Below are 26,104 nucleotides of genomic sequence, written 5' to 3'. Positions count from 1 at the left end.
CTGCCCTCATACCAAACACGAACGTGAGCAGCAGGCCATCGAGGCTGGGAGCAACGCCACGTGTGCAGGCCCGAAAACTTCATGGGTACCTTTGGCGGCGCCTGTGCAGATGTGGTTTGATCAGCCTTATGACAACTGCTGTTCCAGATGCGTTTCGGGCACTGATTCTCTCGCAGCAGGACGGTACCGTTCAGGCCAGCCTGCGTGATGACCTTCCCACTTCTGAGCTGCCCGAAGGTGACGTGCTCGTGGCCGTGGAGGCTTCCAGCCTGAACTACAAGGACGGCCTGGCAGTGCTGGGCCGCCCCGGCGTGGTCCGCAGCTATCCGATGGTTCCTGGTATCGATCTGGCCGGCACGGTGCTGGAGTCGAGCGACGAACGCCATCAGCAGGGCGAGCGGGTGCTGGTAACCGGCTGGGGCATGGGCGAGCGCCATTGGGGCGGTTATGCCGAACTGGCCCGCGTGCCTGCCGACTGGCTGATTCGCATTCCGGAGCGCTTCAGTGCTCGTGACGCCATGGCCGTCGGTACAGCCGGGCTGACCGCCATGCTGTGCGTGATGGCCCTTGAGGAGCGCGGCCTGACACCCGGTGCGGGAGAAGTGGTCGTGACCGGCGCCGCAGGCGGGGTGGGCAGCGTCGCGGTGGCCCTGCTGGCAGCGCGCGGTTACACGGTCGTGGCGTCCACGGGCCGCGCCCAGGAACAGGATTATCTGCGGCGCCTCGGTGCCCACACGGTGATCGGCCGCGAGGAACTGCTCGCGCGGCGCCCGCTGGAACGCGAACGCTGGGCCGGGGCCGTGGACAGCGTGGGCGGCGACGTGCTCGCCGGGGTGCTGGCGAGCCTTCGGTACGGCGCGAGCGCCACGGCCTGCGGCCTGGCGCGTTCCAGCGAATTGCCGACCAGCGTGCTGCCATTCATTCTGCGTGGCGCGAGTCTGCTGGGCATCGACAGCGTGATGTGCCCCGCCGAGAAGCGTCAGGAAGCCTGGCACCGCCTGGCCGGTGAACTGCCGGGCGTGCTGCTTCAAGAAGGCGTAACCGAGCAACCACTGAGCGAGGTGCCACGACTGGCGCGCGAGATTCTGGAGGGTCGGGTGCGGGGACGCACGGTCATTTTGCCACGCGCCTGAAGGCAGGCAGGACAAAGAACCCAACGGTAGATTAACTTTTTCATTGCCTCAGCACACGCTGTCTCCAGCGGACTTTCATATAGTTCATATCAAAGCACAATGCGACGGCGCTTTCCGCAATGTCGGAAGGTGGTCCGGGAGTAAGGAGTTTGCATGAAGAACTGGTCCTACTCGGCCGTCCTCAGCCTTTCCCTGCTGCTTGCCGCTTGCGGCAACACCAACCAGAACGCTTCACAGGAGCGGGTATCCGCTGCGGGCGCGGCGGGTTCGGCGTCTGCCTCGCATGACTTCACCGAGGTGATGCGTGGCCCGGAAGTCAGCCGTGATTACGCCATCATCACCTTCAAGAGCCCTCCGGCTGCCCAGTACGAAGGTGGCCAGGGCAATCTGGAACGCACCAAACCCGAGCGCGGCCGCAAGCTCGACCCGAACAGCGGAGCGGTGCGTGCCTACGAGAACTTCCTGCGCAACGAGCATGCCGCTTTCCGTGCCTATCTCTCGCGGGTCGCGCCCGGCGCGTCGGTGGTGCGCGACTACACCCTCACCCTCAACGGTGTGGCGGTTCGCACGAACGGCGCTTCGCTCAGCACGCTGCGGTCGGGACCGAACGTGCAGGACGCCGCCTACGTGACGCTCTACCGGCCCATGATGAACCGCAGTCTCTCGCAGATCGGGGTGATGAGCACCGAAGGTGTCCGCACGGTTCGGGAGGACGGAAGGGGCGTGAAGGTCGGCGTGATCGACTCGGGCATCGACGACAGGCACGAGTTCTTCAACTGTAAGGGCGATATCCAGCACAAGGTCTACGCCTCGGGTGTTGCGGGCGGCGGCACCGCCATCGTGGACGACCACGGCACGCACGTGGCGGGCACCGTCGCGGGATGCGAAACGGTGATCGGCTCGGGACCGCTCCAGGGCAAGAAGCTCAGCGGTGTCGCGCCTGCCGCGCAACTCTTTGACTACAACGTGTTCCCGGGTTTCGGCGGTGGTTACGTGGCCTTTGGCGGCAGCGCCTTCAGCCACGACATCGCCCGGGCCGTCGAGGACGCGGTGCGCGACGGCATGGACGTCGTGAACATGAGTCTCGGCGGCTCGGTGCAGGGCCCCCGTGACTTCCTTGCCGAAGCGGTAAACGCTGCCGTGGACGCCGGGGTGGTCTTCACGGTGTCCGCCGGAAATTCCGGCCCCAACGGGTACACCATCGGGTCTCCCGGTTCAGCTGCCAACGCCCTGACGGTCGGGGCGGTCACCAATTCGCACTACGTCGGCGTAAACGTCAACCTCGGCAGCGGCACGACACTTGGCGGGGCGGTGGGGGACTTCGATCCTTTTGCCGAGAAAACCGTGTCGAATGTGGGCCTCGCGGTGGCCTCGCCGATTCTGGCCTGCACAGCTATCGAAGGCAACGTGGCCGGCAAGATCGCGATCGTCGGGCGTGGAAGTTGTGCCTTCAGCACCAAGATCCGCAACGCACAGGCTGCCGGTGCGGTGGGTGTGCTGGTCGTCAACAACCAGCCCGGAGATCCCAGCGCCATGGGCACGGACGGTACTGCCAACCAGCCCACCATCCCAGCCCTGATGGTCGCGCAGTCCGACGGTGACACCCTGAAAACTGCTGCGAGCAGCGGTGTGGCGGCGTCCATCGACGGTCGCGACCCTGTGGAGGTGGTCACGCAGAATGACGGCATGCTGGCGGGCTTCAGCTCACGTGGCCCGACGCCCTCCACCGGCATCATCAAACCCGACGTGGTGGCGCCGGGTGTCAACATCTACTCCAGCATCCTCGGGAACAAGTACGCGATGTTCCAGGGCACCAGCATGGCTGCGCCGCACGTGGCGGGCGCTGCTGCGCTTGTTCGTCAGGCCAATCCCGATTGGTCCGCCCTGGAAGTCAAGGCGGCCCTGGCCACCACGGCGGTGCGCTCTGCCAAGCTCAAGGCCAGCATCACTTCGACGCTCGAGGTGGCAGCGCGCGGCAGTGGGCTGATCAACGTGCCGAACGCGCTGAACGTGCCCGCGCTGGTCACGCCGTCCAACGTGTCATTCGGCTACCACAATCTGGGCGGCTACTCCAAGACCCAGAGCGTCGCGCTGACCGTCCGCGCGGCCAGCGGAGGTTCGGTGAGCTGCAGCGTCACGGCCACCGGTGGTGTCAAGGTCAGCAGCTCCACCGTGAACGCCAGCCCTACGGCGACCCTGACCGTGACACTCGACAGCGCGGCCGCCCGTTCGGGCAACGAGGAAGGCGCTGTTCTTCTCAACTGCGCGGGGACGGAGCTCTACGTGCCCTGGGCCTCCTATCTCAACCCTCCCGGCGGGCGCTGAAACTTCACCCTGAATTGGCGGACCATGCCTCGAGCATGGTCCGTTTTATCGCGTGGGCGCCCCGGGCCCGGCCCGCATGCACGACTTTGGCCTTTTCGGCGGCGGCAATTACAAGAGCACGGAGCCCCCGCCTGCAGCGCAAAATCCGCAGGCACGGCTTTGCCCACCGAGCACATCGGCAGTGCGCTGCACACCGTGGAGGGCACGGAGACACCCCATAGCGTGGTGGTCGCGCGCAACACCGAAGCACACGGCGGGTCTGCCAAACTCCCGCACTTTTGTAGGCGTTTCTTCACCCAACTCGCGCCTGACAGCAGAAAGGGCGCAAGAGGCCCTTAACTTGTTGCGTATCTTGCAGATCAATGGATCGGTACCCTTAAGTGTGGCATTACTGTCTTCACCCAAGGAGTCCAATTCATGATTACCAACACTTCGGCAGCGCAAGCTGCCGACGAATCCTCTATTTCCTTCTCCGGTCTGCGGGTCACTGAAAAACAGGTGTACCGTGGGCCGAATATCTACGGCTACGAGCCCATGATCCGCTTTCAGCTTGACCTGGGTGAGCTGGAACATCACCCCAGCAACGCGCTGCCCGATTTCTCCGAGCGGCTGGTCGAACTGCTGCCTTCCCTGCACAACCACGGCTGCTCGTACCGGGAACCAGGGGGATTCATCCGCCGCCTGCACGAGGGCACCTGGCTGGGGCACGTTACCGAGCACGTTGCGCTGGAGCTGCAGACTTTGGCCGGAACGCGGGTCACGTACGGCAAAACCCGTTCGGTCAAAGGGCAGACGGGCGTGTACAACGTCCTGTACACCTATAAGGAAGAGCGGGTGGGCCTCCTCGCGGGCCTGGTGGCGCTGCGCCTGGTAAATAGCCTGCTTCCGGGCGAAATGCAGGGCGTGGTGGGCCTGTCGAAGCTCATGCCGCGCGAAGTCGACAGCCGCATCGACCTCGATGTGGCCTTCGACTTTGAAGCGGAACTCGGTGAACTGCGCCGGCTGGTCAAGCGCTACGCGTTCGGACCGACCACCCGCTCGCTCGTGGAGGAAGCCGAGCGGCGGGGTATCCCATTTTTGCGTCTCGACGACGCCAGCCTCGTGCAGATGGGTTACGGCAAATACCAGCGGCAGATTCGCGCCAGCATTACCAGCAATACCTCATTTATTGCGACGCAGACGGCCAGCGACAAGGCGCTCACCAAGAAACTGCTGGACCGCGCCGGGTTGCCGGTGCCCCAAGGAGCGGTGGTGCGCAGTGCCGAGGACGCCATCCGGGCTGCGCAGCGGGTCGGCTACCCGGTGGTGACCAAGCCGCTCGACGGAAACCACGGCCGGGGTGTTTCGCTGAACCTGAATTCTCCGGAGGAAGTGCGTTGGGGTTTCGAGCAGGCGCGGGCGCACAGCCGTGATGTGGTGGTCGAGCAGCAATATCAGGGCAACGACCACCGTGTGCTGGTGATCAATGGCGAGGTCGTCGCGGTGGCCGAACGCATACCGGCGCACGTGGTCGGAGACGGGCGGCGCACCATCCAGGAACTTGTCGAGGAAATCAACCAGGACCCCCGGCGCGGTGACGGGCACGAGAACGTCATGACCCGCATCGTGATCGATCAGCACGTGATTGATTTACTCGCCCGCTCGGGCCTGTCTCCCGTGAGCGTGCCCTTGGAAGGTCAGACCGTCTTTCTGCGCGACACGGCCAATTTATCCACGGGCGGTACGGCCGTCGACCGCACCAACGTGGCGCACCCCATGAACATCACCATCGCCCGGCGGGCGGCGCAGGTGATCGGCCTCGACGTGGCAGGCATCGACATGATCAGCCCGGACATCTCTCGTTCCCTGTACGAGAGCGGCGGCGGCATCGTCGAGGTGAACGCCGCTCCTGGCTTTCGCATGCACCTGGAACCCTCGCAGGGCACGCCGCGCAACGTGGCGTCGGCCGTGATCGATTCGCTGTTTCCCAAAGGCACGCCGTGCCGGATGCCGATCATCGCGATCACCGGCACCAACGGCAAAACCACCACCACCCGCATGGTGGCGCACATCCTCAGGCACGCCGGCAAGGTGGTCGGCTTCACCACCTCCAACGGCATCTACGTGGACGGCGAACTCGTGATGTCCGGTGACACCACCGGCCCCAGAAGTGCCAAGGTGATCCTGGGGGACCCGACGGTGGACGTGGCGGTGCTGGAAACCGCGCGCGGCGGCATTCTGCGCGAAGGGCTCGCGTTCGAGCGTTGTGACGTGGGCGCCGTGCTGAACATCCAGCCGGATCACCTGGGCCTCAAGGGCATCGAGACGGTCGAGGACCTCGCGTGGGTCAAGTCCCTCATCGTGGAGGTCGTGACGGACACCGGAACCAGCGTGCTGAACGCCGACGATCCGCTTACCCTGAAAATGCAGAAGAAGGCGCGTGGCAAAGTCATACTGTTCTCGATGCAAGGTGGGCGCGACGCGCCGGCGCACCTCGCCCGCCACATCGCGCAGGGTGGCACGGCCCTTGTGCGCGAGCCCACCCTGATGGGTGACGAACTGGTGCTCTACGACAGCGGGCAACGCCTGCCGATCATCCGGGCCCGCGAAATTCCCGCCACGCTGGGCGGTTTCGCGCAGGTGAACATCGCCAACGCCCTGGCTGCCGCCGCCATCGCCTTTGCCCAGGACGTGTCCTTGCCCGTGTTGCGCACGGCCCTAAGCAGCTTCTCGACTTCGTTCGAGCAGAATCCGGGGCGGCTCAACCTCTACGACGGTCATCCCTTCCGGGTGCTGCTGGATTACGCCCACAACCCCGACGGGCTGGGTTACCTGGGCGAACTCGTCAAGCACCTGCGTCCCGAGCGTGGCCGGGTGATCGGGGTGATCGGCGTGGCCGGTGACCGCCGCGATCAGGACATCCGCCTGATGGGTGAACTGGCCGCCACCGCTTTCGACGAGATCATCGTGCGCGAGGATGAGCTGCGCCGTGGACGCAAGGTCGGGCAAGGTGCCCGGCTGGTCGCCGAAGGGGCCCTGTCGACCGGCTTCGATGCCAGCAGGCTGCAGACGATTCTGTCGGAGCCCGAGGCCGTGCAGGCGGCCCTGCGAAGCGCACGCGCTGGAGACCTGGTGGTGCTGCTCGCCACCGAAGTAGAAGGCGTCTGGCAGCAGATGCGTGACTTTGACAGCACGCAGACGCCCCCGCGAATCTACGATGACACCCTCCGGCAAGCTTCTTCTACATCAGAGGTGCCCCAGCAGGAGCACCGTGCCTGACCGCATAAATGAAGCAGGCGGCCACTGGGCCATCATCGTGCATGGGGGCGCTCACGAAGTGCCCCCGGAGAAAGCCTCGGCCAGCCGGGCGGGTTGCCTGGCGGCCCAGCAGGCCGGGCGAAAAGTTCTCGAAGGCGGCGGCAGCGCCGTGGAAGCCGTCGAGGCGGCGCTGCGATTGCTGGAAGACGACCCGACCTTCAACGCGGGTTTCGGCTCGGCGCCCAACTCGGTGGGCGAGGTCGAGATGGACTCGGGCCTGATGGACGGCAGGACCCTGGATGTCGGTGCGGTGGCGGGCCTTCGCGGGGTGCGTCATCCGGCGTCGGTGGCGCGGGCCCTGCTGCGGGAAACGCCGGTGATGCTCATCGGTGACGCGGCCCGGCAGTTCGCGCGTGAGCAGGGTGCAGAATTGTGCGAAGTCGAAGCGCTGATCAGCCCGGCGCAACGTGAAGCCTACGAGGAACACGACACCGTCGGGTGCGTGGCGCTCGACGCTCAGGGAAACCTCGCCGCAGGTACCTCCACCGGGGGACTCAGCGGGCAAAGGCCGGGCCGGGTCGGAGATTCACCTTTGCCCGGGTGCGGTTTTTATGCGGACAACGAGCTGGGCGCGGTGGCCCTGACCGGAGAAGGCGAAAGCATCGCCCGCATGATGGTCGCCGCGCGGATCCTTCACCTGCTCGCGCGCCCCTCGCCTGAAGCCACTTCGCCTGACGGGGCCCTGCAAGAAGCCTTGCAGACCATGCAGCAGCGCGTGGGCGGCGAAGCCGGCGCAATTGTCATCACACCGGACGGGCAGGTGGGCTGGTGGCACAACAGCCCCAACATGCCCGTCGCCTATCAGACTTCCCGCATGGCGCAGGCGGGCGTTTTTCTGAGCAAAACAGAGGAGCAGGATGTCCAATAAATCCCACGACCGCCCGGATGCAGGCGTCTCCCAGGGCACCCTGGTCATCATCGGTGGGCACGAAGCCAAAGGCGGTGAGCGTCCGATTCTGCAGGAGGTGGCGCGCCGGGTAAGAGGCGGCAAGCTGGTCGTCGCGACCGTGGCGTCCCACAAACCCGAAGGCTACTTCGAAAGTTACCAGGAGGGCTTTAAAGACCTGAACGTCGGTGAGCTGGTCGAGCTGTACGTGGAGGAACGCGCTCAGGCCTCGCTCCCCGAGACGCTCAAGCTGCTGGAAGGCGCATCGGGCGTCTTTTTCTCCGGAGGGGACCAGCTGCGCATCACCAGCCAGATCGGCGACACGCCCGTGGAGAGCTGCATTCGCGAGATCCTTGAGAAAGGCGGCGTCATCGCGGGTACCTCGGCGGGCGCCTCGGCCATGTGCGAAACCATGCTGGTCAAAGGTACCAGCGAAGAGTCCCACCACATCGGGGATTTACGCATGGCGCCAGGGCTGGGGCTCATTCGTGACGTCATCATCGACCAGCATTTCGCCGAGCGTGGGCGCATCGGGCGGCTGCTGGGCGCCGTGGCACAAAATCCCCGGGTGCTGGGCATCGGCATCGACGAGGACACTGCCATCGTGGTGGAAGGCGAGCAGCTGCGGGTGGTGGGCAGTGGCGCGGTCTACGTCGCCGACGCTTCCGGCGTGACCTCATCCAACATCGCCGAAGCCCGCCGTGACGCTCCCCTGTCCCTGCACGACGTGAAGCTGCACCTGCTGAGCGCCGGGAACGGTTTCGACCTGCGCGCCCGGCGCCCGCTCAGCGCGCGGTCATAAGGGCGCGCGCGACATTCAGGGCAGCCCGGGCGGTTTCACGAATCAGCGTGGCGTCGGCCCCCGTGTCACTCGGGAGGTGGTAGTTGGGGTCAAGGCCACGAAAAAAGAACAGGCCCGGCACGCCAGCGGCCATAAAACTTTCGTGGTCGCTCAGGCCGCTGTCGGAAAACGAGCGCAGGCCCGGCACCACCCTCTGGGCGAGGCGCACGAGGGTGGCGCTGCCGTTCACTGCGAGGGGCTCGGCGTTCACGCCGATCATGTCGAGGTTCAGCATGCCGCGCAGGCGGGGCAGCAGCGCCGCGTGCGTCTTCACGAAAGACCGTGAGCCCTGAAAGCGGTCTTCTTCACCGTCGAAGAGTGCGAACATGACCCGCCGGGCCTGATCGCTGCCGCGCAGCTCGCGTGCGAGTTCCAGCACGCCCAGCACCCCGGACGCGTTGTCATTGATGCCCGGAGAGAAGATGAAGCTGTCATGGTGCGCCCCGAACAGCACTTCGGGCCGGGCGCCGGGAAGCTGCGCGATCACGTTGGCGCCGCGTACGGTCTCGAATTTCAGGTCGACCTTCAGGAACAGGCGTGCCGCGCCGCGCAGCGCGGTGCGCGCATCGGGTGCGACACTGAGGACCGGAATGCCCACCGCTTCCCCGATGGCGCCCCGGTAGACGCCGCGCTCGCTGTTGATGATGACCAGCGCCACGGCGCCCGCCGTTCGGGCATTTCTGGCCTTGTCACGAAACAGCATGCCGCCGCGCGCAATCACGGCCACCTTACCCCGGACGCCTGCCTTGTGGAAGTCGGCGCCCGTGCCCACGCCGCTCACCCACACGGCAGGGGCGTCGAGCTGCATGCCCGGCCCGCCCTGCAGGGCGCGGGCCGCAAACCGGACGCTTCCTACGCGCACCTCCGAGCCGTAATCCTGAAAGCGGGTGTAGCTGAACGGTTCCTGACGGGTGTCGTAACCCAGCGTGCGGAATTGCTCTTCCAGATAAGCCCGGGCCTGCGCGTTGCCCATGGTGCCCGTTTCGCGCGAGCCGATCTGCTGCAGGACGAGCAGGTCGTCGGTCAGCGAGGCGAACGCGAAGCCAAACGAAAAGACGAGCGGGCAGATCAACCGGGAAGCCTGGAGCATGCCCTCAGGAAACCACATCACGCCTCCGGGCAGGCCCGGCGAGCTGAGCGCTTCCTGATCCTCATCTGACGTGAGAATAAAATTTGAGCGAAGGCGCTCCTCACCCAGCTGGCGTGAGAATCGTGTGGAATAAGGGCAGCCAGAAGTCCTCCTCCTACCGCTGGCGAAAACAGTCCCGGAACGAGCGCAAGCACCTGATCAAGTGCTTGCGCTCGTTCCGGAAGGTGCTGTGAACTCGTTGTTATCCGGATGATTACCTGCTGCTGTGACATTGACCTGTTCGGGCTGGCCTTCATGGACCCTTCAGGCGAGAAAGTTCAGCGTCACGGATCAGGGGTGGGCAGTAAGCTCAGGAGAGGGTCCGTTCATGTCCGCTCCCAATTCTGAGGAACCTGCCACGTCACTCCACGCGTTCACGTCCTTTCTTGACAGCCTGCCCGACGCCTTCTGTCTGCTCGATGCCAGTTGGCGTCTGCGCTTTATGAACACGCAGATGGCCGCGCGCCTGCAGACCGACCGTGCAGGCGCACGTGGGCAGGACGTGTGGATCCTCGTTCCCGAAATCGTCGGCACCCGCATCGAGGAGTGTCTGCGCCGGGCCATGCAGGAGCGTGTCGTCGAGGAGCTGGTGGGCGAGGACCCGTCCAGCGGCGAGTGGTTCGAGGTGCAGGCCTTTCCGTATGAGGACGGCCTGGCGGTGCGCTACCGCGACGTGACGCGCCGGGTGCGTGAGCTGAACCGTGCCAGCGCCCTGCACGCCATCGTGCAGCAGCTCGCGAGTGCCCTGACCCGCGCCGACGCCTGCCGGATCATCCTGCAGGAGGTCCCACCGTTGCTCGGAGCGCGCTGGGCCGGGTTGTATCTGCTGTCCGGTGACCAGTCCCACCTGACGCTGCTGGACAGCATCAGCCTCACCCACGCCCTGCCGCCCACCGCCCTGAGCGTGCCCGTGACGGCGCCGTTGCCTCTGGCAGATGCTTGGCGCACCGGAAAGGCGCGCTATCAGGACCGCGCGACCCTGGAGCGCGAGTATCCCGCGATACTGGCGCGCCTTTCCGAGCGCACCAAGAGTCTCGCCGACGTTCCACTTTTCGCTGAGGAGCGCGTGATCGGAGTGCTGGGGCTCAGTTTCGAACACGGCAGCCTCAACTCGGCCGAGCGGCAATTTCTGGAGTCGGTCTGCGCCTACTGCGCCCAGGCGCTCGTGCGCACCCAGTACCTCGACGAGATTCACGCCCTCAACGCCGAACTCGAACGACGCGTGAACGAACGCACCACCGAACTGCAGGACGCCAACGCCCGGCTGCAGGCCGAAACGAACGCGCTGCAGGCCTTTGTGGCTTTTGCCGAGGCGGCCAGCACCACCAGCGATCCCCTGGGGCTCGCGAAGCGGGGTGTGCGCGTCCTGGCCGATACTTTCCGGGACGGCGTCGCAGTGTACTTCGAACTGAACGGTGAAGTCTGGCAGGCCACCACCTGGGAAGGCGCCATTTCCGAGGAAGCCCTGGCTTTGATCGTGTCGGGCGTGCCACGCGACATTTCTTACGCGGTCGAGGCCCTGAAAAGCCGTGACGCGGTGTTCTTCGACCACTGGCGCGACCGGGAGGAGCCGGTGGCGCAGCAGACCGCCGAGTTTCGCAAGTTGGCGGTTGCGCCCGTCATGAGCCGTGGCGAGGTGAGCGGGCTGCTGGTGGCGGGCCTGACGGAAAACGAGCGCTGGAGCGAAGCCGAGCAGGCCACCCTGCGCGCCGTGAGCCGCAGCCTGAACCTGGCCGTCGAACGGGGTGTCGCGACCCGGCAGCTCGGAGAGTTCGCCGCCGAGCTGTCCCGCCGCCGCCGCGCCCTGGAGGGATTCGCGGTCCTGGCACGCGATCTGGCCTTCGAGACCGATACCGTCAAACTGGTGCGCCGCGCGCAGGAAATCGTGCTGCCCCTGCTGCCCCCCGGGTGCGCCACCTACTTTGAGCCCGAGGGCGAGACCTGGCTGCTCAAATCCCAGGAAGGTGACATGGGCAATCCGGACCTGCAGCAGGTCATCGAAACCGGATTGCCCATGGAACAGGCGGTCAAACTGACGCGGCCCTGGCAGACCCTGCAGCCTGAATACCACAGTACCTACGACACCCAGATCGACGGCCTCAACGCCCTGACCTCCCACATTCAGGCCACCGCCTGTCTGCCGATTCGGGTGCACGGTCAGCCGAGGGGAATTTTTGCCGTGGTGCTGTTTGCGCGCCACCGCTGGTCGCGCTCGGACCGCGCGGTGCTGCAGACGGCCGCGCACGGCCTGGAGCTCGCGCTCGAACGCGCGCAGGCTGCCCGGGAAGCCAGAAGCCATCAGGAAGAACTGGAGCTCGCCAACGCCGAGCTCGAGGCCTTCTCGTATTCGGTCTCGCACGACCTGCGCGCGCCGGTGCGGCACATCTCGGCGTTCAGCGACATGGCGCTGCGGGCACTGGACGCCGGAGACAGTGCGGGCGCTGGGCGCCACCTGAGCCGCGTCAAGACCTCCGCGGCGCACATGGACGTGCTGATCGAGCGCCTGCTCGAACTCGCGCACCTCACACTGCGGCCCTTGCAGATGCAGGAAGTCGACTTGCAGGCTTTGGTCGAAGTCCTGCAGGAAGAACTGTCTCCCGACGCGGCCGGTCGTGCCGTGGAGTGGTGCGTGGAGAATCTTCCGGTCGTGCGTGGCGACGAGGTGCTGCTGCGGCAGGTGCTGGTCAACTTACTGCGCAACGCCCTCAAGTTCAGCCGTGAGCGCGATCCGGCGCGCATCGAGGTGTGCGCCGAGCACGCCGGGGACGCCTGGGCCGTCTCGGTGCGCGACAATGGTGCGGGCTTCGATCCACGCTACCAGGACCGCCTGTTCGGGGCCTTTCAGCGTCTGCACCGCGCCGATCAGTTCGAAGGCACCGGGGTGGGGCTCGCGACCGTGCGCCGCATCGTCACGCGCCACGGTGGGCGGGTCTGGGCCGAAAGCCAGCCGGGGGAAGGCGCAACCTTCACCTTCACCTTGCCGAAGTAAGCAGCGCCCGCCGTACCGACCAAAAACGCGGTCCCACCGCCGGACCGCGCTCACGATGTTGTCGCCCGGCTCAGCCGCGTGCTCGGGAGTGCGCCTTCCACCAGCGCAGCAGGAGCGGAACCACCAGGATCAGCACGACGACGCTCAGAATGCTGGCGCTGAGCGGGCGGGTCAGGAACACGCTGTATTCACCTTGCGAGATGGCCAGCGCGCGCCGGAACTGCTGCTCGGCGATCGGCCCGAGGATCATGCCCACGATGGCGGGGGCCACCGGAAAGTCGAAGCGGCGCATCGCGAAACCGATCAGGCCGATCAGGAAGAGCAGGACCAAATCGAAGACCGAGTTGTTGACGCTGTACACTCCAAGGGTCGCAAACACCAGAATGCCGCCGTAAAGCAGGGGACGTGGAATTTCCAGCAGCCTTGCCCACACCTTGGCCAGCGGCAGGTTCAGCACCAGCAGCATGACGTTGCCGATGTACAAACTGGCGATCAGGCCCCACACCAGTTGCGGATTGCTGGTGAAGAGCAGCGGGCCCGGCTGCAGACCGTACTGCTGAAAGGCGGCCAGCAGAATCGCGGCGGTGGCGCTCGTCGGCAGGCCAAGCGAGAGCAGCGGCACCAGCACCCCGGCAGCGGCGGCGTTGTTGGCGGCCTCGGGACCTGCGACGCCCTCGATGGCGCCCTGGCCGAACTCGTCTTTGTGCTTCGAGAGCTTCTTTTCGAGCAGGTACGAGAGGAAGGTCGGCATTTCCGCACCGCCCGCCGGCAGGGCGCCAAAAGGAAAGCCCAGTGCCGTGCCGCGCAGCCAGGGCTTCCAGCTGCGCGCCCAGTCCTGACGCGTCATGCCGATGCGGCCCTTGAAGGTCGTTACGGCGTCCTGTACCCCGCGCAGCTTGGACGCGACGTACAGCGTCTCACCCACCGCGAAGAGGCCCACCACGACCGTCACCACGTCGATACCGTCGAGCAGCTCGGGACGTCCCAGATCGAAGCGGGCCTGCCCGGTCTGCAAATCAGTCCCGACCAGACCGAGCCCCAGACCGAAAAACAGGCTGACCAGACCGCGCAGCAGCGAATTGCCCAGCAAGGCCGAGACTGCGATGAAGGCCAGGATGGTCAGCGCGAAGTACTCGGCCGGGCCGAAGCTGAGCGCGAACACCACCATGGCAGGCGCCGCGAAGGTGAGGGCCAAAGTGCCCAGCGTCCCGGCGATGAAGGAACCGATGGCGGCGGTGGCAAGCGCCGCCGGGGCGCGTCCGCGCCGGGCCATCTGGTTGCCCTCGATGGCCGCGACGATGCTGGCACTCTCACCGGGCGTCTTGAGCAGAATCGAGGTGGTGGACCCGCCGTACATCGCGCCGTAATAAATGCCGGCGAACATGATGAAGGCGCTCACGGGAGGCATCTTGAGGGTGATCGGCAAGAGCAGCGCCACGGTCAGCGCCGGACCGATGCCCGGCAGGACGCCCACGGCAGTGCCAAGCAACGCGCCGATAAAGGCGAACAGCAGATTCTCGGGGGTCGCTGCGGTCGAGAAGCCCTGCAGCAGGGCAGAGAAGGTCTCCACGAACGCTCCTTACAGACCCTTCAGCACGCCGGCGGGCAAGGTGAGCCCCAGACCGCTGGTGAACACGAAATACACGATCACCGACAGCAGCGCGGCAATCACCAGATCCCGCAGGGGCTTGTCCGAGTGAAAGCCCCGCGCGACGCACCAGAACAGCAGGGCCGAGGTAAGAATGAAACCCAGTGCGCTCAGCAGCGCGATGGTGAGCAGCACGCCCAGCGAGATCCAGCCGACCGAGACCCAGTTGGTCGGCGCGTCGGGATCGGCGTCTTCTTCAGCAGCGGGAGTGGCGCGCTCACCGCGCAGGGCGCCGATGGTCAGCAGCGCCCCCACGCCCAGCAGCCCGAAGGACACCAGCAGCGGAAAAAAACGTGGTCCCACGCGGGCGTAACCGGGATTGACCTCGATGCTGAAGGTTTCGATCAGAAAAAAGAGGCCCAGCGCCACCACGCCCAGCGCGACGGCCAGATCACCGAGAGAAATGCCCCGCTCACGCGGGGCCGAAGAAGGAGGGGTCGTCACGTCCGTGCGCTCACTTCACGAGGCCGATGTTCTTCAGGACCTTGTTGATGCGGCTCTGCTCGACCTTGAGAAACACCTCGAATTTGCTGCCGCTCTGGTAGAGGTCTTCCCAGTTGCGCTTCGCGAGCGTGTCTTTCCATTCCTTGCTGGCGTGCATCTTGTCGAGCGCCGCGACCAGGGCCTGCTTCTGCGCCGCGCTGATGCCGGGAGGCGCCACGATGCCGCGCCAGTTGGCCAGCTCCACGTTCAAACCCGATTCGATGAAAGTGGGCATGTTGATGCCCTTCACGCGCTTTTTGCTGCTGATGCCGAGCGCCCGCAGCTTGCCCGCCTTGATCTGCGCTTCGAATTCACCGTAGCCGGAAACGCCCGCCGCGACCTGGTTGCCCAGCAGCGCCGCGAGGGTTTCGCCGCCGCCCGAGAAGGGAATGTAGTTGATTTTGGTGGGATCGATGCCCGCAGCCTCGGCCAGCAGACCCACGGTGATGTGGTCGGTACCGCCCGCGCTGCCGCCCGCCATGGGCAAACCGGGATTCTGCTTCCAGGCGGCCACCAAGTCGGCCATGGTCTGGTACTTGCTCTCGGCGGGCACCACCAGCACCTCGTACTCGCCGGTCAGGCGCGCCAGGGGGGTCACGCGTTCCAGGGTGGCCTTGCTTTTGTTGGTCTGAATGGCGCCGACCATCACGAGGCCCATCGTCATCATCAGATTGCCGTCGCCGTCGCTGTTGAGCAGCTGCGCCAGTCCGATGGTGCCGCCTGCGCCGGGCACGTTGAAGACCTGCACGGCGCCCGTGGTCTTGGTGTCCTGCAGCACCTGCTGAATGGCGCGCGAAGTCTGGTCCCAGCCGCCGCCGGGCGCAGCCGGGGCCATGATGCGCAGATTGCCGAGAGTCTGGGCGGTGGCCGAAAGTGAGCCCGTCAACATCAGGGCCGCAAGAAACAGGGTTTTTTTCATAAGCTTTCCTCCAGCAGACAAAACACCTGAGCACGCGGTCGGCGCCCCTGGTGGTTCACGATTTTTTGGTGAGGTGAGTGTAGGCCAGGCAGGCGCAGAGTTCAAGACGAAGCGCGCATGTCTTAATTTCGTGCGTTTTGTTCAGCAGCCCGTGCACGAAATGCACGGAAGCTTGCGCTGGCACGCACTTGATTTACACTGACGCTACCCCGCTTTCGCAACACCAAAGGACTCCTGCATGTTCACTTCTGCTTCCCGCTCACCCCGACCGACCCTCGTGCCGCGCGCGCCACTGGGCATCGGTGCGCGGCTGGTGATGCTGCACCTGCTGGTGCTGTGCAGCCTGACGGTGCTGTTGGCTGCCATTCAGGTGACCGCTTCGCAGCGTGAGGCGCGCACCGACCTGGGTGAACGCGCGCTGGCCACGTCACGGCTGGTGGCGCAGCTGCCCGAGGTCAGGCGGGGAGCCGCCGCCGGACGCCAGGACCCTTCGCTGAACGCCTTCGTGAACAGGCTGCGCGCCCAGGTCGGCGCTGATTTCATCGTGGTGGGTGACCGGCATGGTATTCGCCTGGCCCATCCGCAATCAGACCGGCTGGGCAGACCGATGGAAGGCGGGGATAACGCCGCACCCCTGGCAGGGCGCGAAATCGTGAGCGTCGCGCGCGGATCGCTGGGCACCAGCGTGCGCGGCAAGACGCCCGTGCGTGACGCCAAAGGGCGGGTGGTGGGCGTGGTCTCGACCGGCTACCTGATGCCGCGGGTACGTTCGCTGGCCTGGCAGGCGATGGTAGGACTGCTGCCGTGGTTTCTGCTGGCGCTGGCGCTGGGCACGGCGGGCGCCCTGCTGGCGGCACGGCTGCTCAAGCGCGCCATTCTGAACCTGGAACCCGAGCAGATCTCCGTTCTGGTACAGCAGCAGCGTGGCGTACTGGCGGCCCTGCGCGAAGGCGTGCTGGCCGTCGGACAGGGCGGCATGATCGTGCTGACCAACGCCCGCGCGAATGCGCTGCTGCGCCTCAGCGAAGGGGACCTGCCCGTTCCGACCGGGCAGGTCTGGCCGGAACTCGCCGCCCTGACGCCCACGCCCGTTTCTCCCCTGCAGAACCTGGAGCTGCGTCTGCACGGCCAGCCGGTGCTGGTGAACCTCGAACCGCTCTCCGGAGGTGGCTATGTCGCCAGCATCCGTGACCGTCAGGAAGTGATGCTGCTGGCCGAGGAGCTCACCCAGGTGCGCGGTTTCGTGGAGGTGCTGCGCGCACAGTCGCACGAGTACCTCAATCGTCTGCACACCATCAGCGGCCTGCTGCAACTCGGCCGGCCCGAGGACGCCCTGCGGGTCATCCGCTCGGAAATCGAAGCGGACAGCAATCTGCGTGAGTTGCTGCGTGACATTCAGGCACCGCGTCTGGTGGCCCTTTTGATCGGCAAGCGTGAACGCGCGCAGGAACTGGGCATCGACTTTCGGGTCGAGCCGGGCTCGAACCTCAGCGCCCGCTGGGACAAGGTCACCGACGCCCTCGTGCTGACGGTGGGAAACCTGACCGAAAACGCCTTCGAGGCCCTGCGTGGCCGGGGAGGCATGGTCGTCGTGTCCATCGGTGAAGACCCCGAGGGTGTGCAGGTCGAGGTGCTCGACAACGGTCGCGGAGTGCCGCCCGAGCTGGCGCACCGTCTGTTTGGGCACGGCGTGTCCACCAAGGGTGAAGGGCGCGGTTACGGCCTGACGCTCGTGCATACCCGGGTGCTGGCGCTGGGGGGCAGCATCCGCTACCTGCGGCGCGGTGAATTCACGGTCTTTCAGGTCAGCTTGCCTCAAACGGCGGTGGCGCCCTCGGGGAGTGACGAAGCCTTCGGTCAGGAGCACCCGGGCGCATGACGACCATTCGCGTGGTGCTCATCGAGGACGATCTGCGCGTCGCGCGGGTCAACCGCGACCTGCTGGAAGCCGACCCCGAGGTCCATGTGGTGGGCACCGCCGTCAGCAGCGCCGAGGGCGAGCAGCTGGTGCGCAACCTGCGCCCCGATCTGGTGCTGCTCGACGTGTATCTGCCCGACGGTACGGGGCTGGAGCTGCTCAAGACCTGGCGGGCGCGCGGAGAGCTGTTCGAGGTGGTGATGGTCACGGCAGCCGGCGACGTAGGCGCCGTGCGTGAAGCGCTGTCGCACGGAGTGCTGGATTACCTGATCAAACCCTTTGACCGCGCCCGTCTGGAAGGCGCGCTCGCGCGCTACCGTCTGCGCCGCGCGCACGCCCAGAACCACTTCGATCAGCAGCAGCTCGACCGCTACCTGGGCGTGGCGGGCAGTGCGCCGCTGCCCCGGGGTGTCGATCCACACACGCTGGAGCGCGTGGCGCAGCTGCTGCGCATGGACGGAACGGGTCTCAGCGCCGACGACGTCGGGGCGCGCATCGGCCTCAGCCGCCCTACCGCCTGGCGCTACCTGGAGCATCTGGTGAGCGCCGGACGCGCCGAACTGGACTACCAGTACGGCGCGGGCCGCCCCTCGAAGCGTTACAAAGCCACCCCAAAGGACTGACGCAAAGCAGGCCACTTCTGCTGTTTTGACGTGTCACGTGGCGTGGAGTTCGAAGTTCAACGTGGACCCTGCACCACAGGTCTTCGCAGCCGATTTATCCGCCCCGGGTGGACGCGGACCGGTCCTGGCGACCTCCCAGGACTCGGGCCGCAGACCAGCCTCTTTCGGACGGGTAGATTGAATGCGGTATGCCGCTGCGCAGCTTTTTGCTGGCCCTGCTGATCACCTTCATCTGGGGTGTGAACTTCGTAGTCATCAAGTTATCGGTGACAGGGGCCCCGCCGCTGTTCGTGGCGGCGCTGCGTTTTGCGCTGGCAGCCCTTCCGGCAGTATTCCTGGTGCCTTTCCCGAGGGTGCCGTGGCGTGTGCTGACCGGATACGGCTTGGCCGTCGGCGTGGTGCAGTTCGGCCTGCTGTACCTGGCAATCGAGCAGGGCCTCAGTGCCGGGCTGGCTTCGCTGCTGATTCAGGTTCAGGCGTTCTTCACGGCGCTGCTCAGCGCGCTCGTGTTGCGCGAGCGCCTGGCCGCCAACCAGCTGCTCGGCATGTTGCTGGCCTTTGCGGGCATGGCCCTGATCGGCCTGACGGGCACGCATCACGCCAGCCTCGCCGGGCTGGGGCTGGTGCTGCTGGCCGCGCTCGGCTGGGCCGTCAGTAACCTGCTGGTACGCGCCGCGGGAAGTGCCAACATGCTCTCGCTGGTGGTCTGGTCCGCCCTGATTCCGCCCGTTCCCCTGACACTGCTGGCCGTGGTCACAGAAGGCGTGGGCCCGGTGTGGTCTGTCCTGACGCACAGCGGCTCGGGTTTCTGGGCCGCTGTGGCCTTTATGGGGTACTTCAACACGGTATTGGGTTTCGGCGTGTGGAGCTGGCTCATTCAACGTCACGGCGCCGCGCGGGTCGCGCCGATGTCGCTGCTGGTCCCGGTGTTCGGGCTGCTGGGCAGCTCACTGTATTTTCAGGAGACCTTCGGGCTGCTCAAGCTGTTCGCCGCGTTGCTGATCTTCGCGGGCCTGCTGCTGCACGTATTCGGGGGCGTTCTGTTCCCCGCGCGGGTGATGACGCGCGAGTGAGCTTTCCCCGGCGGTTCGGCCATGGCAGTGTCAGAATGGAAGGCACCATGACGCTGCCAAAAGAACCTGCGGTTTTGCCGGACGCCCGGATCAATTTGACCTACACCACCGACGTGCTGCTCCGTTTGCTCAATACTCCCAGCCCGACCGGCTTCACCGAGGACGCCGTGCGGCTGATCGAAGAGGAGCTTTCGGCGCTTGGCGTGAGCGGCGAGCGGACCCGCAAGGGTGCCTTGCGCTGGACCTTGCCGAGCCGCGAGGGCGCAGCACAAGTCACGTTCAGCGCACACGTCGACACGCTGGGTGCGATGGTCAAGGACATCAAGCCGAGCGGGCGCCTGACGCTCACGCAGCTGGGCGGCTACGACTGGGCGACCGTCGAGGGCGAGTACGCCCGGGTGCACCTGCAGGGCGGCAGAACCATTGGCGGTACGGTGGTGAACATCAAGCAGAGTACCCACGTCTTCGGTGCCGAGCTGCGTGAACTGAAGCGCGATGACAAAACCCTCGAGCTGCGCCTGGACGAGGTGACCCGCAGCGCCGAGGAGACCCGTGCGCTGGGAGTGCAGGTGGGAGACTTCGTGAGCTGGGAGGCGCGCGCCGTGCTGACCGAAAGTGGCTACCTCAAGTCGCGTCACATCGACAACAAGGCGGCAGTGGCCATCTTTCTGGCAGTCACCAAAGCCGTGCTGGAAAGGCAAGTTTCGCTGGCGCACACCGTGCACTTTTTTATCAGCAACTACGAGGAAGTCGGGCATGGCGCGTCCACGGGCATCCCGGCCCAAACGAGCGAGCTGATCGCCGTCGATATGGCCGCCATCGGGCCCGGTCAGAACAGCGACGAGCACTGCGTGACGTTGTGCGTCAAGGATTCCAGCGGTCCGTACGACCACGCGCTGGGCAACCGGCTGCGCCAGGCGGCCCGGCGGGCGAAGCTCGATCTGCGCACCGACATCTACCCGTACTACGGCAGTGACGCGTCGGCGGCGTGGCGGGCAGGCGGTGACTACCCGGCGGCCCTGATCGGCCCGGGTGTCGATGCCAGCCACGCTTACGAGCGCACGCACCTCGACGCGCTGAGCGCAACGGGCTGCCTGATCCTGACGTACGTTGCCGGGTAAGCGGCGTCGCTGTACATTGCCAGGAGCAAATTATTGCTGTTAAAGTTGGGTATGAGCGTAACACCTGACATGGTCGGTTATGTGGTGCGGGACATGCAGGCGACATTGGACTTTTACCGCCAGCTGGGCCTGCCCATTCCTGAAAATGCCCACCTCAACCCGGCAGGCGAAAGCGAGATGCACGTCGAGGTGACGGTCAGCGGCTACCGCCTCGCGTGGGACGACCTGGCGCTGATCCGGCAGCTCGATTCCTCCTGGGAAGAGCCGCGCGGTCGGCGCATCAGCGTTGCCTTCAAAACAGACAGTCCAGCTGAAGTCGACGCGCTCTACGACAAGCTCACCGCCCTGGGGTATTCGGGACACACTCCGCCCTACAACGCCTTCTGGGGTCAGCGTTACGCGGTCGTGTACGATCCGGACGGCAACACCGTCGACTTGTTCTGCGCGCTGTAAGCGGGAGGGCGGGACTTCAGGCTTCGTCGATGTGTACGAGCTTCTCCACGCGTTCGGCGATCTCTGGCAGCCCCAGGCCACGCAGGGCCGTGGTGGTCTTCTTCACGGCGGCCTCGTCGATCGTGTTCTGGTTCCAGCCGGCAATCAACATCGCGCAACCCTGCAGCGCGTCGGTGACCTGACTCTTGTGAAACATCTGCGCCAGGTTGCCTTCCCGCTGGGGGCGGGTGTTCTGCGCTTCGACCTGTACGCTCTGCACGACCTGCATAAATACCTGGTCGTATTTCTGACGGTCCTCGGGGGAGACGGTTTTGGACATATGGTAGACACTCCTGCCGGAACATCAAAGACTGACTGTCCCGAAACGAAGTCGCATCATACCAAGTGGCGTGGCTTCTTTGCTTCGCTCAGTCGTCCAAGCCGAACGGGGTAGAGGTAGGGGTACTCGGCGACCAACCTGCGAGCGGCTTTTCAGGTGCTGACCGCACTGCCGGGCAGCGCGGCGGTCCTGGGTTGCCAGCGAATTTGGCGAGTTGACCCACAAGGACCCTGCGCCTTGCAGGGTCCTTTCCTCGTGGGCCGATCGGAGCTGCAAGCCTCTTTGGCGCGGATGAATGACGTACTGCTGGCCCACTCAGACGAGCAACCCCACCAGCAGCTGTGCCACCCAGCTCACCGCCGCCGCCACGACCAGCGTCAGGATGTTCTTGGCGGGGTCGCGCATATTCATGCTGGACTGCACCGCCAGATAAGCGAAGAACACGCTTGCCAGCATGCGCACCAGGTTCAGCAGGCCCAGCAGCAGGTACCCGATCAGAATGATCTTGAGTACACCGAAGATCACGCCCAGCACGGCGACGGCCACGCTGATGGGCACCCAGTACAGTGAGAAGGTGTAAGCCACTTCATCCATGCTGCCGGTGCCGCCCTGACGTTTGCCGAAGGCGTAGACCACTGCCGTGAATACCAGGAAGCCGGTCAGGCTGACCAGGGTACTTTCGATCCAGCCGGGAAAACCGGCACGCACGGCATTGATGAGCCCGGTCACGATGGCGCCCAGCAACACGTACAGCACAGCCTGCGTCAGACCGCCGGAGCGTTCGTACTGTTCAAAGCGCCGTACGCTGGGGCGGGACACCACATCGATGCTCTGGCGGACCATTTCCGCGGGGTTGAAAGGAGAACTGCGCATTGAAAACCTCCTGAAGTCGGCAAGTCAAGAAATCTGGGGCAGGGGAAAAACCTGATGGGGCTCGCGCCGCGAGGACAATACGCGGACCGCCCGGTTGGAGTTCCACCGTTTCACACTATCCCCGCGCGGGCCCGGGCAGCTGCCTGATGCATTGAGCTTCTGGTAAGCCACCCCACACCATCAGTACGTTTTTTACGTAAAATAGAGGGATGCTCAAGGTCACGTCCGAATACCAACCGAGTGGCGACCAACCGCAAGCCATCAAGAGCCTCGTGGCGGGTCTGGACGACGGACTGCGCTTCCAGACGCTGCTGGGCGCCACGGGCACGGGCAAAACCTACGCGATGGCCAAGGTGATCGAGCAGACGCAGCGGCCTGCCCTGATCATGGCGCCCAACAAGATTCTGACCGCGCAGCTCGCCAGCGAGTTCCGCGAATTTTTCCCGGGGGCCGCCGTCGAGTTCTTCGTCAGCTACTACGATTTTTACCAGCCTGAAGCGTACGTGCCAGGCCGTGACCTCTTCATCGACAAGGACGCCAGCATCAACCAGGAACTCGAACGCCTGCGTCACTCCACCACCCGCAGCCTGCTGACCCGCACGGATACCATCGTGGTGGCTTCGGTCTCGGCCATCTACGGCCTGGGCGACCCCGAGGAGTACCGAGCACTCAATTTGATTCTCAAGCGCGGCGACAGCATCGGACGCGACGCGGTACTCGACCGGCTGATCGAACTGCAGTACGACCGCAACGACGTCGAACTGATGCCTGGCCGCTTTCGCGCCAAGGGTGACGTCATCGAGATCTGGCCCAGTTACGACGAGCAACCCCTGCGCCTGGAGCTGTGGGGTGACGAGGTCGACCGCATCGTGGTGTACCAGCCCGTCACGGGTGACGTGGAAGCCGAACTCGACAGCACCGTCGTATATCCGGCCAAGCACTACGTCTCCAGCGCCGGCAACATCGACCGCGCCATCATCACGATTCAGCAGGAACTCGACGAGCGCCTCGAGTATTTCAGATCGGTCGGCAAGCTGCTCGAAGCGCAACGCCTCAAAGAGCGCACGCTGTACGACCTCGAGATGCTCAAAGTGCTCGGATACTGCAGTGGGATCGAGAATTACTCGCGTCACGTCGACGGCCGTAAACCCGGCGAGACGCCCTACACCATGCTCGACTACTTTCCGAGCAACTTCGTCACCTTTATCGACGAGTCGCACGTCACGGTCCCGCAGATCGGCGGCATGAGCAACGGCGACCGGGCCCGCAAGCAGACTTTGGTCGATTACGGCTTCCGGCTGCCCAGCGCCATGGACAACCGCCCGCTCACCTTCGACGAGTTTCTGGGCAAAGTCGGCCAGACCGTCTTCGTAAGCGCCACCCCCGGCCCTTACGAGGCCGAGCACAGCGACAACGTCGCCGACCAGATCATCCGCCCGACTGGCCTGGTCGATCCTCAAGTCAGCCTGCAGCCCATCAAGGGACAGGTCGAGGACCTGCTGGGTCGCGTACGCGAACGCGCCGCGCGCGGAGAGCGCGTGCTGGTCACCACCCTCACCAAGAAGATGTCCGAGGACCTCACCGAGTACCTGCTGGAAAAAGGAGTACGCGCCCGCTACCTGCACAGCGACATCGACACGGTCGAGCGTCAGGTCATCATCCGCGATTTGCGCCTGGGACACTACGACGTGCTGGTCGGCATCAACCTGCTGCGCGAGGGGCTCGACCTGCCCGAAGTGAGCCTCGTGGCGATCCTCGACGCCGACAAACCTGGCTTTTTGCGCAGCGAGCGCAGCCTGATCCAGACCATCGGTCGTGCCGCCCGCAACGTCAACGGTGAAGTGATCCTGTACGGTGACAGCATCACGCCCGCCATGAAGGCCGCCATGGAAGAAACCGAACGCCGCCGCAACAAACAGCTCGCCTACAACGAGGAGCATGGCATCACGCCCACCACCATCCGCAAGGGCGTGCGCGACGTCATCCGGGGCGAGGAAGCGCAGGAACTGCCCCAGCAGACCCAACTCGCCGATGACCGCGAAAGCCTGATGCGTCAGCTCACCGACCTTGAGCTCGACATGTGGCAGGCGTCCGAAGCGCTCGATTTCGAGAAAGCCGCGAGCCTGCGCGACTCGATTCGCGCCATCGAGGCCAAACTGCAGGGCAAGGAAATCAGCCAGCCCACCATTCCCGGACAAAAAGTGCGTAAACGCGGACGCCGCTGATCGCACGGTGATCCAGAAGGAGCGCTTTGGCGCTCCTTCTTTTGCGGCGTGAAGCAACTTCGCAGGCGCCTCACCCGCAGCCCTTCTACCATGACGCCATGAATCCCTTTCCGGAACTCCCCCCGTCCTGGAAGCCCCACCTGGAAACCGAACTGCAGTCGGACACCATGCGATCGCTGGGCGAATTTCTGGAGCGCGAGCGCGCCCAGTACCCTGTGTACCCCGCGCACGAGGACGTCTTTAACGCCCTGCAATTCACGCCCCTCGAAGAGGTCAAAGTGCTGATCCTTGGGCAAGACCCCTACCACGGCAAAGGCCAGGCGCACGGCTTGAGTTTCAGTGTGCAGCCGGGGGTCACTCCGCCGCCGAGCCTGCGCAACATCTTCAAGGAGCTGCGCAGCGATGTTGGCTTTCGCATTCCCAACAACGGTTACCTCGTACCCTGGGCCGAACAAGGCGTGCTGCTGCTCAACGCAGTGCTGACCGTGCGCGAGGCCACGCCCAATTCGCACGCGGGCAAGGGGTGGGAAGGCTTCACGGACCGTGTCATTGCGGCCGTCAGCGAAAAGAGCGAGCCGGTCGTGTTCGTGCTGTGGGGTGCGTACGCCCGCAAAAAGAAAAAGCTGATCGATCTGAAAAGGCACTTCGTGGTTGAGTCGGCGCACCCGAGTCCGCTGAGTGCCGACAAGTTCTTCGGGACAAGGCCATTCAGTGCGGTGAATAAAGCGCTGGGGGAGAGCGGGAGGGGGGAGGTGGAGTGGCAGCTGCCGGATGTTTAGGACAGCTGGTGCTAGATTATTTGTTTTCCTGCCTTGCCCTCACCCCCGAGCCCTACCTGGAAGCACAACTCCTTCACCCTGCTTCAGCCGCACCCAAAAACGCCCACCCCGTGCGCAGCAGATGATAAACGCCGCAAGAGGATTTGCCTGCCCGCACACGCGCACGGAAGCGCGGGTTTGCACGATGAGTCGAGGAGGGCAATATGGCGAAAATCAATCCAATCCAACTCCAGAAGCACCTCAAGGGCATGACGTATCCGGCCAGTAAGCAGGACATCCTGACCAAAGCGCAGGAAAACGGTGGGGACGAGCAGATTCGCTCGGTTTTGCAGGCTTTGCCGGAAAAGCAGTATACGAGGCCGACCGATGTGACGGCGGCCGTCAAGGACATCGACAACTCCTGAAAATTGCTTCTTGCGTGAGGCCGGAACCATGGTTCCGGCCTCATGAGTTGGCACGCCGTGTCAGGCAGGGTGTTCCGGCGTGCTTGCCGGATGCTCTAGTGTGTGGGGCATGGAGTACGTGGTGTTTGATCTCGAAACGACCGGTCTTTCGCCGGAAAAAGATGCCATCATCGAGATCGGCGCAATGTACGTGCGTGATGGGGAGCTGATCGAGGCACCTTTATTTCACGCGCTGGTCAATCCCGAGCGCGAGATTCCCTGGTATGCGTCCCGTGTGCATGGCATCCGCAATGCTCACGTGGCAGGTGCACCGAAGCTGGCCGAGGTGCTGCCTGCTTTTCTGGATTTTGTGGGTGACCGCGCGGTCGTGGCCCACAATATCGGTTTCGACGCGGGGTTCATGCGGATGGCGACCCGGCGTCATGGTCTTTTGTGGACGCCACGCGAGGAAATCTGCACCGTTCAGCTTTCCCGGCGTGCTTTTCCGCGTGAACGCAGTCATAAGCTCGATCTGCTCGCGAGCCGCTTTGGTCTGTCCTTCGAAGAGGGTGGCCGCCACCGAAGTCTGGGCGACGTGCGGGTGACGGCGCAGGCGTTCTTGGCGCTGCAGGCCCAGCTGGGTTTGCATGTGCACAACGCTCGGTAAGCCGAGAGGTCGCCGCTGCG

The 26,104-nt window shown here is 65.0% G+C and carries 21 protein-coding genes; 15 read left to right on the top strand and 6 right to left on the bottom strand.

Going from position 1 to position 26,104, the window contains the following annotated elements:
* Positions 1-128 precede the first annotated feature (128 nt).
* The 5 genes from DEIPE_RS06275 to DEIPE_RS06255 all read left to right on the top strand — a co-directional run bounded on the left by DEIPE_RS06275 (position 129) and on the right by DEIPE_RS06255 (position 8,443).
* Positions 129-1,133, top strand: a complete 1,005-nt coding sequence (locus DEIPE_RS06275; RefSeq protein ID WP_015235143.1) for an MDR family oxidoreductase — start codon at positions 129-131, stop codon at positions 1,131-1,133.
* A 153-nt stretch (positions 1,134-1,286) separates the two neighbouring features.
* Positions 1,287-3,458, top strand: coding sequence for a S8 family serine peptidase (locus DEIPE_RS06270; RefSeq protein WP_015235142.1), 2,172 nt, complete (start codon positions 1,287-1,289; stop codon positions 3,456-3,458).
* Between the two features lie 417 nt (positions 3,459-3,875).
* Positions 3,876-6,716 carry a cyanophycin synthetase gene (gene cphA / locus DEIPE_RS06265; RefSeq protein WP_015235141.1) on the top strand — a complete coding sequence of 947 codons (2,841 nt, stop codon included), beginning with the start codon at positions 3,876-3,878 and terminating at the stop codon, positions 6,714-6,716.
* Positions 6,709-7,623 carry an isoaspartyl peptidase/L-asparaginase family protein gene (locus DEIPE_RS06260; protein ID WP_015235140.1) on the top strand — a complete coding sequence of 305 codons (915 nt, stop codon included), beginning with the start codon at positions 6,709-6,711 and terminating at the stop codon, positions 7,621-7,623. Before cphA ends, DEIPE_RS06260 begins: the two co-directional genes overlap by 8 nt.
* A complete protein-coding gene (locus tag DEIPE_RS06255) occupies positions 7,613-8,443 on the top strand; it encodes a cyanophycinase (protein ID WP_015235139.1) in 831 nt (276 codons plus the stop codon). Before DEIPE_RS06260 ends, DEIPE_RS06255 begins: the two co-directional genes overlap by 11 nt.
* On the opposite strand, the gene DEIPE_RS06250 is transcribed toward DEIPE_RS06255, so the two are convergent.
* Positions 8,427-9,590 carry a M28 family metallopeptidase gene (locus DEIPE_RS06250; RefSeq protein WP_015235138.1) on the bottom strand — a complete coding sequence of 388 codons (1,164 nt, stop codon included), beginning with the start codon at positions 9,588-9,590 and terminating at the stop codon, positions 8,427-8,429. The genes DEIPE_RS06255 and DEIPE_RS06250 overlap by 17 nt on opposite strands.
* Positions 9,591-9,939: 349 nt before the next feature.
* Between DEIPE_RS06250 and DEIPE_RS22030 the strand changes: the two genes are divergently transcribed.
* On the top strand, positions 9,940-12,600 hold the full coding sequence (locus DEIPE_RS22030; RefSeq protein ID WP_015235137.1) for an ATP-binding protein: 2,661 nt from the start codon (positions 9,940-9,942) through the stop codon (positions 12,598-12,600).
* Positions 12,601-12,670: 70 nt separating this feature from the next.
* Here the strand turns inward: DEIPE_RS22030 and DEIPE_RS06240 are convergent, their stop codons facing one another.
* Genes DEIPE_RS06240 through DEIPE_RS06230 form a run of 3 tightly spaced genes read right to left on the bottom strand, consistent with a single transcriptional unit; the run spans position 12,671 to position 15,650 of the window.
* Entirely contained in the window at positions 12,671-14,170 is a 1,500-nt protein-coding gene (locus DEIPE_RS06240; RefSeq protein ID WP_015235136.1) for a tripartite tricarboxylate transporter permease, read from the bottom strand.
* A gap of 9 nt (positions 14,171-14,179) precedes the next feature.
* Positions 14,180-14,692, bottom strand: coding sequence for a tripartite tricarboxylate transporter TctB family protein (locus DEIPE_RS06235; protein WP_015235135.1), 513 nt, complete (start codon positions 14,690-14,692; stop codon positions 14,180-14,182).
* Between the two features lie 10 nt (positions 14,693-14,702).
* Positions 14,703-15,650 (bottom strand): Bug family tripartite tricarboxylate transporter substrate binding protein, encoded by a 948-nt coding sequence (locus DEIPE_RS06230; protein WP_015235134.1) that lies wholly within the window; start codon positions 15,648-15,650, stop codon positions 14,703-14,705.
* 238 nt (positions 15,651-15,888) lie between these two features.
* Between DEIPE_RS06230 and DEIPE_RS06225 the strand changes: the two genes are divergently transcribed.
* The 5 genes from DEIPE_RS06225 (at position 15,889) to DEIPE_RS06205 (ending at position 20,838) form a co-directional block, all read left to right on the top strand.
* A complete protein-coding gene (locus tag DEIPE_RS06225; protein ID WP_015235133.1) occupies positions 15,889-17,529 on the top strand; it encodes an ATP-binding protein in 1,641 nt (546 codons plus the stop codon).
* On the top strand, positions 17,526-18,191 hold the full coding sequence (locus DEIPE_RS06220) for a response regulator (RefSeq protein WP_015235132.1): 666 nt from the start codon (positions 17,526-17,528) through the stop codon (positions 18,189-18,191). The genes DEIPE_RS06225 and DEIPE_RS06220 overlap by 4 nt, the downstream gene beginning before the upstream one ends.
* Before the next feature lie 188 nt (positions 18,192-18,379).
* Positions 18,380-19,264: an EamA family transporter gene (locus DEIPE_RS06215; RefSeq protein ID WP_015235131.1), complete on the top strand. Its 885-nt coding sequence runs from the start codon at positions 18,380-18,382 to the stop codon at positions 19,262-19,264.
* A 47-nt stretch (positions 19,265-19,311) separates the two neighbouring features.
* The gene (locus tag DEIPE_RS06210; RefSeq protein ID WP_015235130.1) at positions 19,312-20,385 is read left to right on the top strand and encodes a M42 family metallopeptidase; all 1,074 of its coding nucleotides are present in this window, start codon (positions 19,312-19,314) and stop codon (positions 20,383-20,385) included.
* A gap of 51 nt (positions 20,386-20,436) precedes the next feature.
* Complete coding sequence (locus tag DEIPE_RS06205) at positions 20,437-20,838, top strand: VOC family protein (protein WP_041230728.1); 402 nt, start codon at positions 20,437-20,439, stop codon at positions 20,836-20,838.
* A 16-nt stretch (positions 20,839-20,854) separates the two neighbouring features.
* Here DEIPE_RS06205 and DEIPE_RS06200 read toward each other — a convergent pair whose 3' ends face one another.
* Together DEIPE_RS06200 and DEIPE_RS06195 are read right to left on the bottom strand one after the other, a co-directional pair.
* Positions 20,855-21,157: a hypothetical protein gene (locus DEIPE_RS06200; RefSeq protein WP_015235128.1), complete on the bottom strand. Its 303-nt coding sequence runs from the start codon at positions 21,155-21,157 to the stop codon at positions 20,855-20,857.
* A 315-nt stretch (positions 21,158-21,472) separates the two neighbouring features.
* On the bottom strand, positions 21,473-22,030 hold the full coding sequence (locus DEIPE_RS06195; protein WP_015235127.1) for a hypothetical protein: 558 nt from the start codon (positions 22,028-22,030) through the stop codon (positions 21,473-21,475).
* A 209-nt stretch (positions 22,031-22,239) separates the two neighbouring features.
* Between DEIPE_RS06195 and uvrB the strand changes: the two genes are divergently transcribed.
* The 4 genes from uvrB (at position 22,240) to DEIPE_RS06175 (ending at position 26,084) form a co-directional block, all read left to right on the top strand.
* The gene (gene uvrB, locus DEIPE_RS06190; RefSeq protein WP_015235126.1) at positions 22,240-24,255 is read left to right on the top strand and encodes an excinuclease ABC subunit UvrB; all 2,016 of its coding nucleotides are present in this window, start codon (positions 22,240-22,242) and stop codon (positions 24,253-24,255) included.
* A 98-nt stretch (positions 24,256-24,353) separates the two neighbouring features.
* Positions 24,354-25,034 (top strand): uracil-DNA glycosylase, encoded by a 681-nt coding sequence (locus DEIPE_RS06185; protein ID WP_041231225.1) that lies wholly within the window; start codon positions 24,354-24,356, stop codon positions 25,032-25,034.
* Positions 25,035-25,237: 203 nt separating this feature from the next.
* A complete protein-coding gene (locus DEIPE_RS06180) occupies positions 25,238-25,438 on the top strand; it encodes a DUF2795 domain-containing protein (RefSeq protein WP_015235124.1) in 201 nt (66 codons plus the stop codon).
* A 109-nt stretch (positions 25,439-25,547) separates the two neighbouring features.
* A complete protein-coding gene (locus DEIPE_RS06175; RefSeq protein WP_041231224.1) occupies positions 25,548-26,084 on the top strand; it encodes a 3'-5' exonuclease in 537 nt (178 codons plus the stop codon).
* The last annotated feature ends 20 nt before the right edge of the window (positions 26,085-26,104 follow it).

The sequence above is a fragment of the Deinococcus peraridilitoris DSM 19664 genome, assembly GCF_000317835.1.
Classification (GTDB): Bacteria; Deinococcota; Deinococci; order Deinococcales; family Deinococcaceae; genus Deinococcus_A; species Deinococcus_A peraridilitoris.
This window is presented reverse-complemented; position numbering and strand designations above follow the sequence as displayed.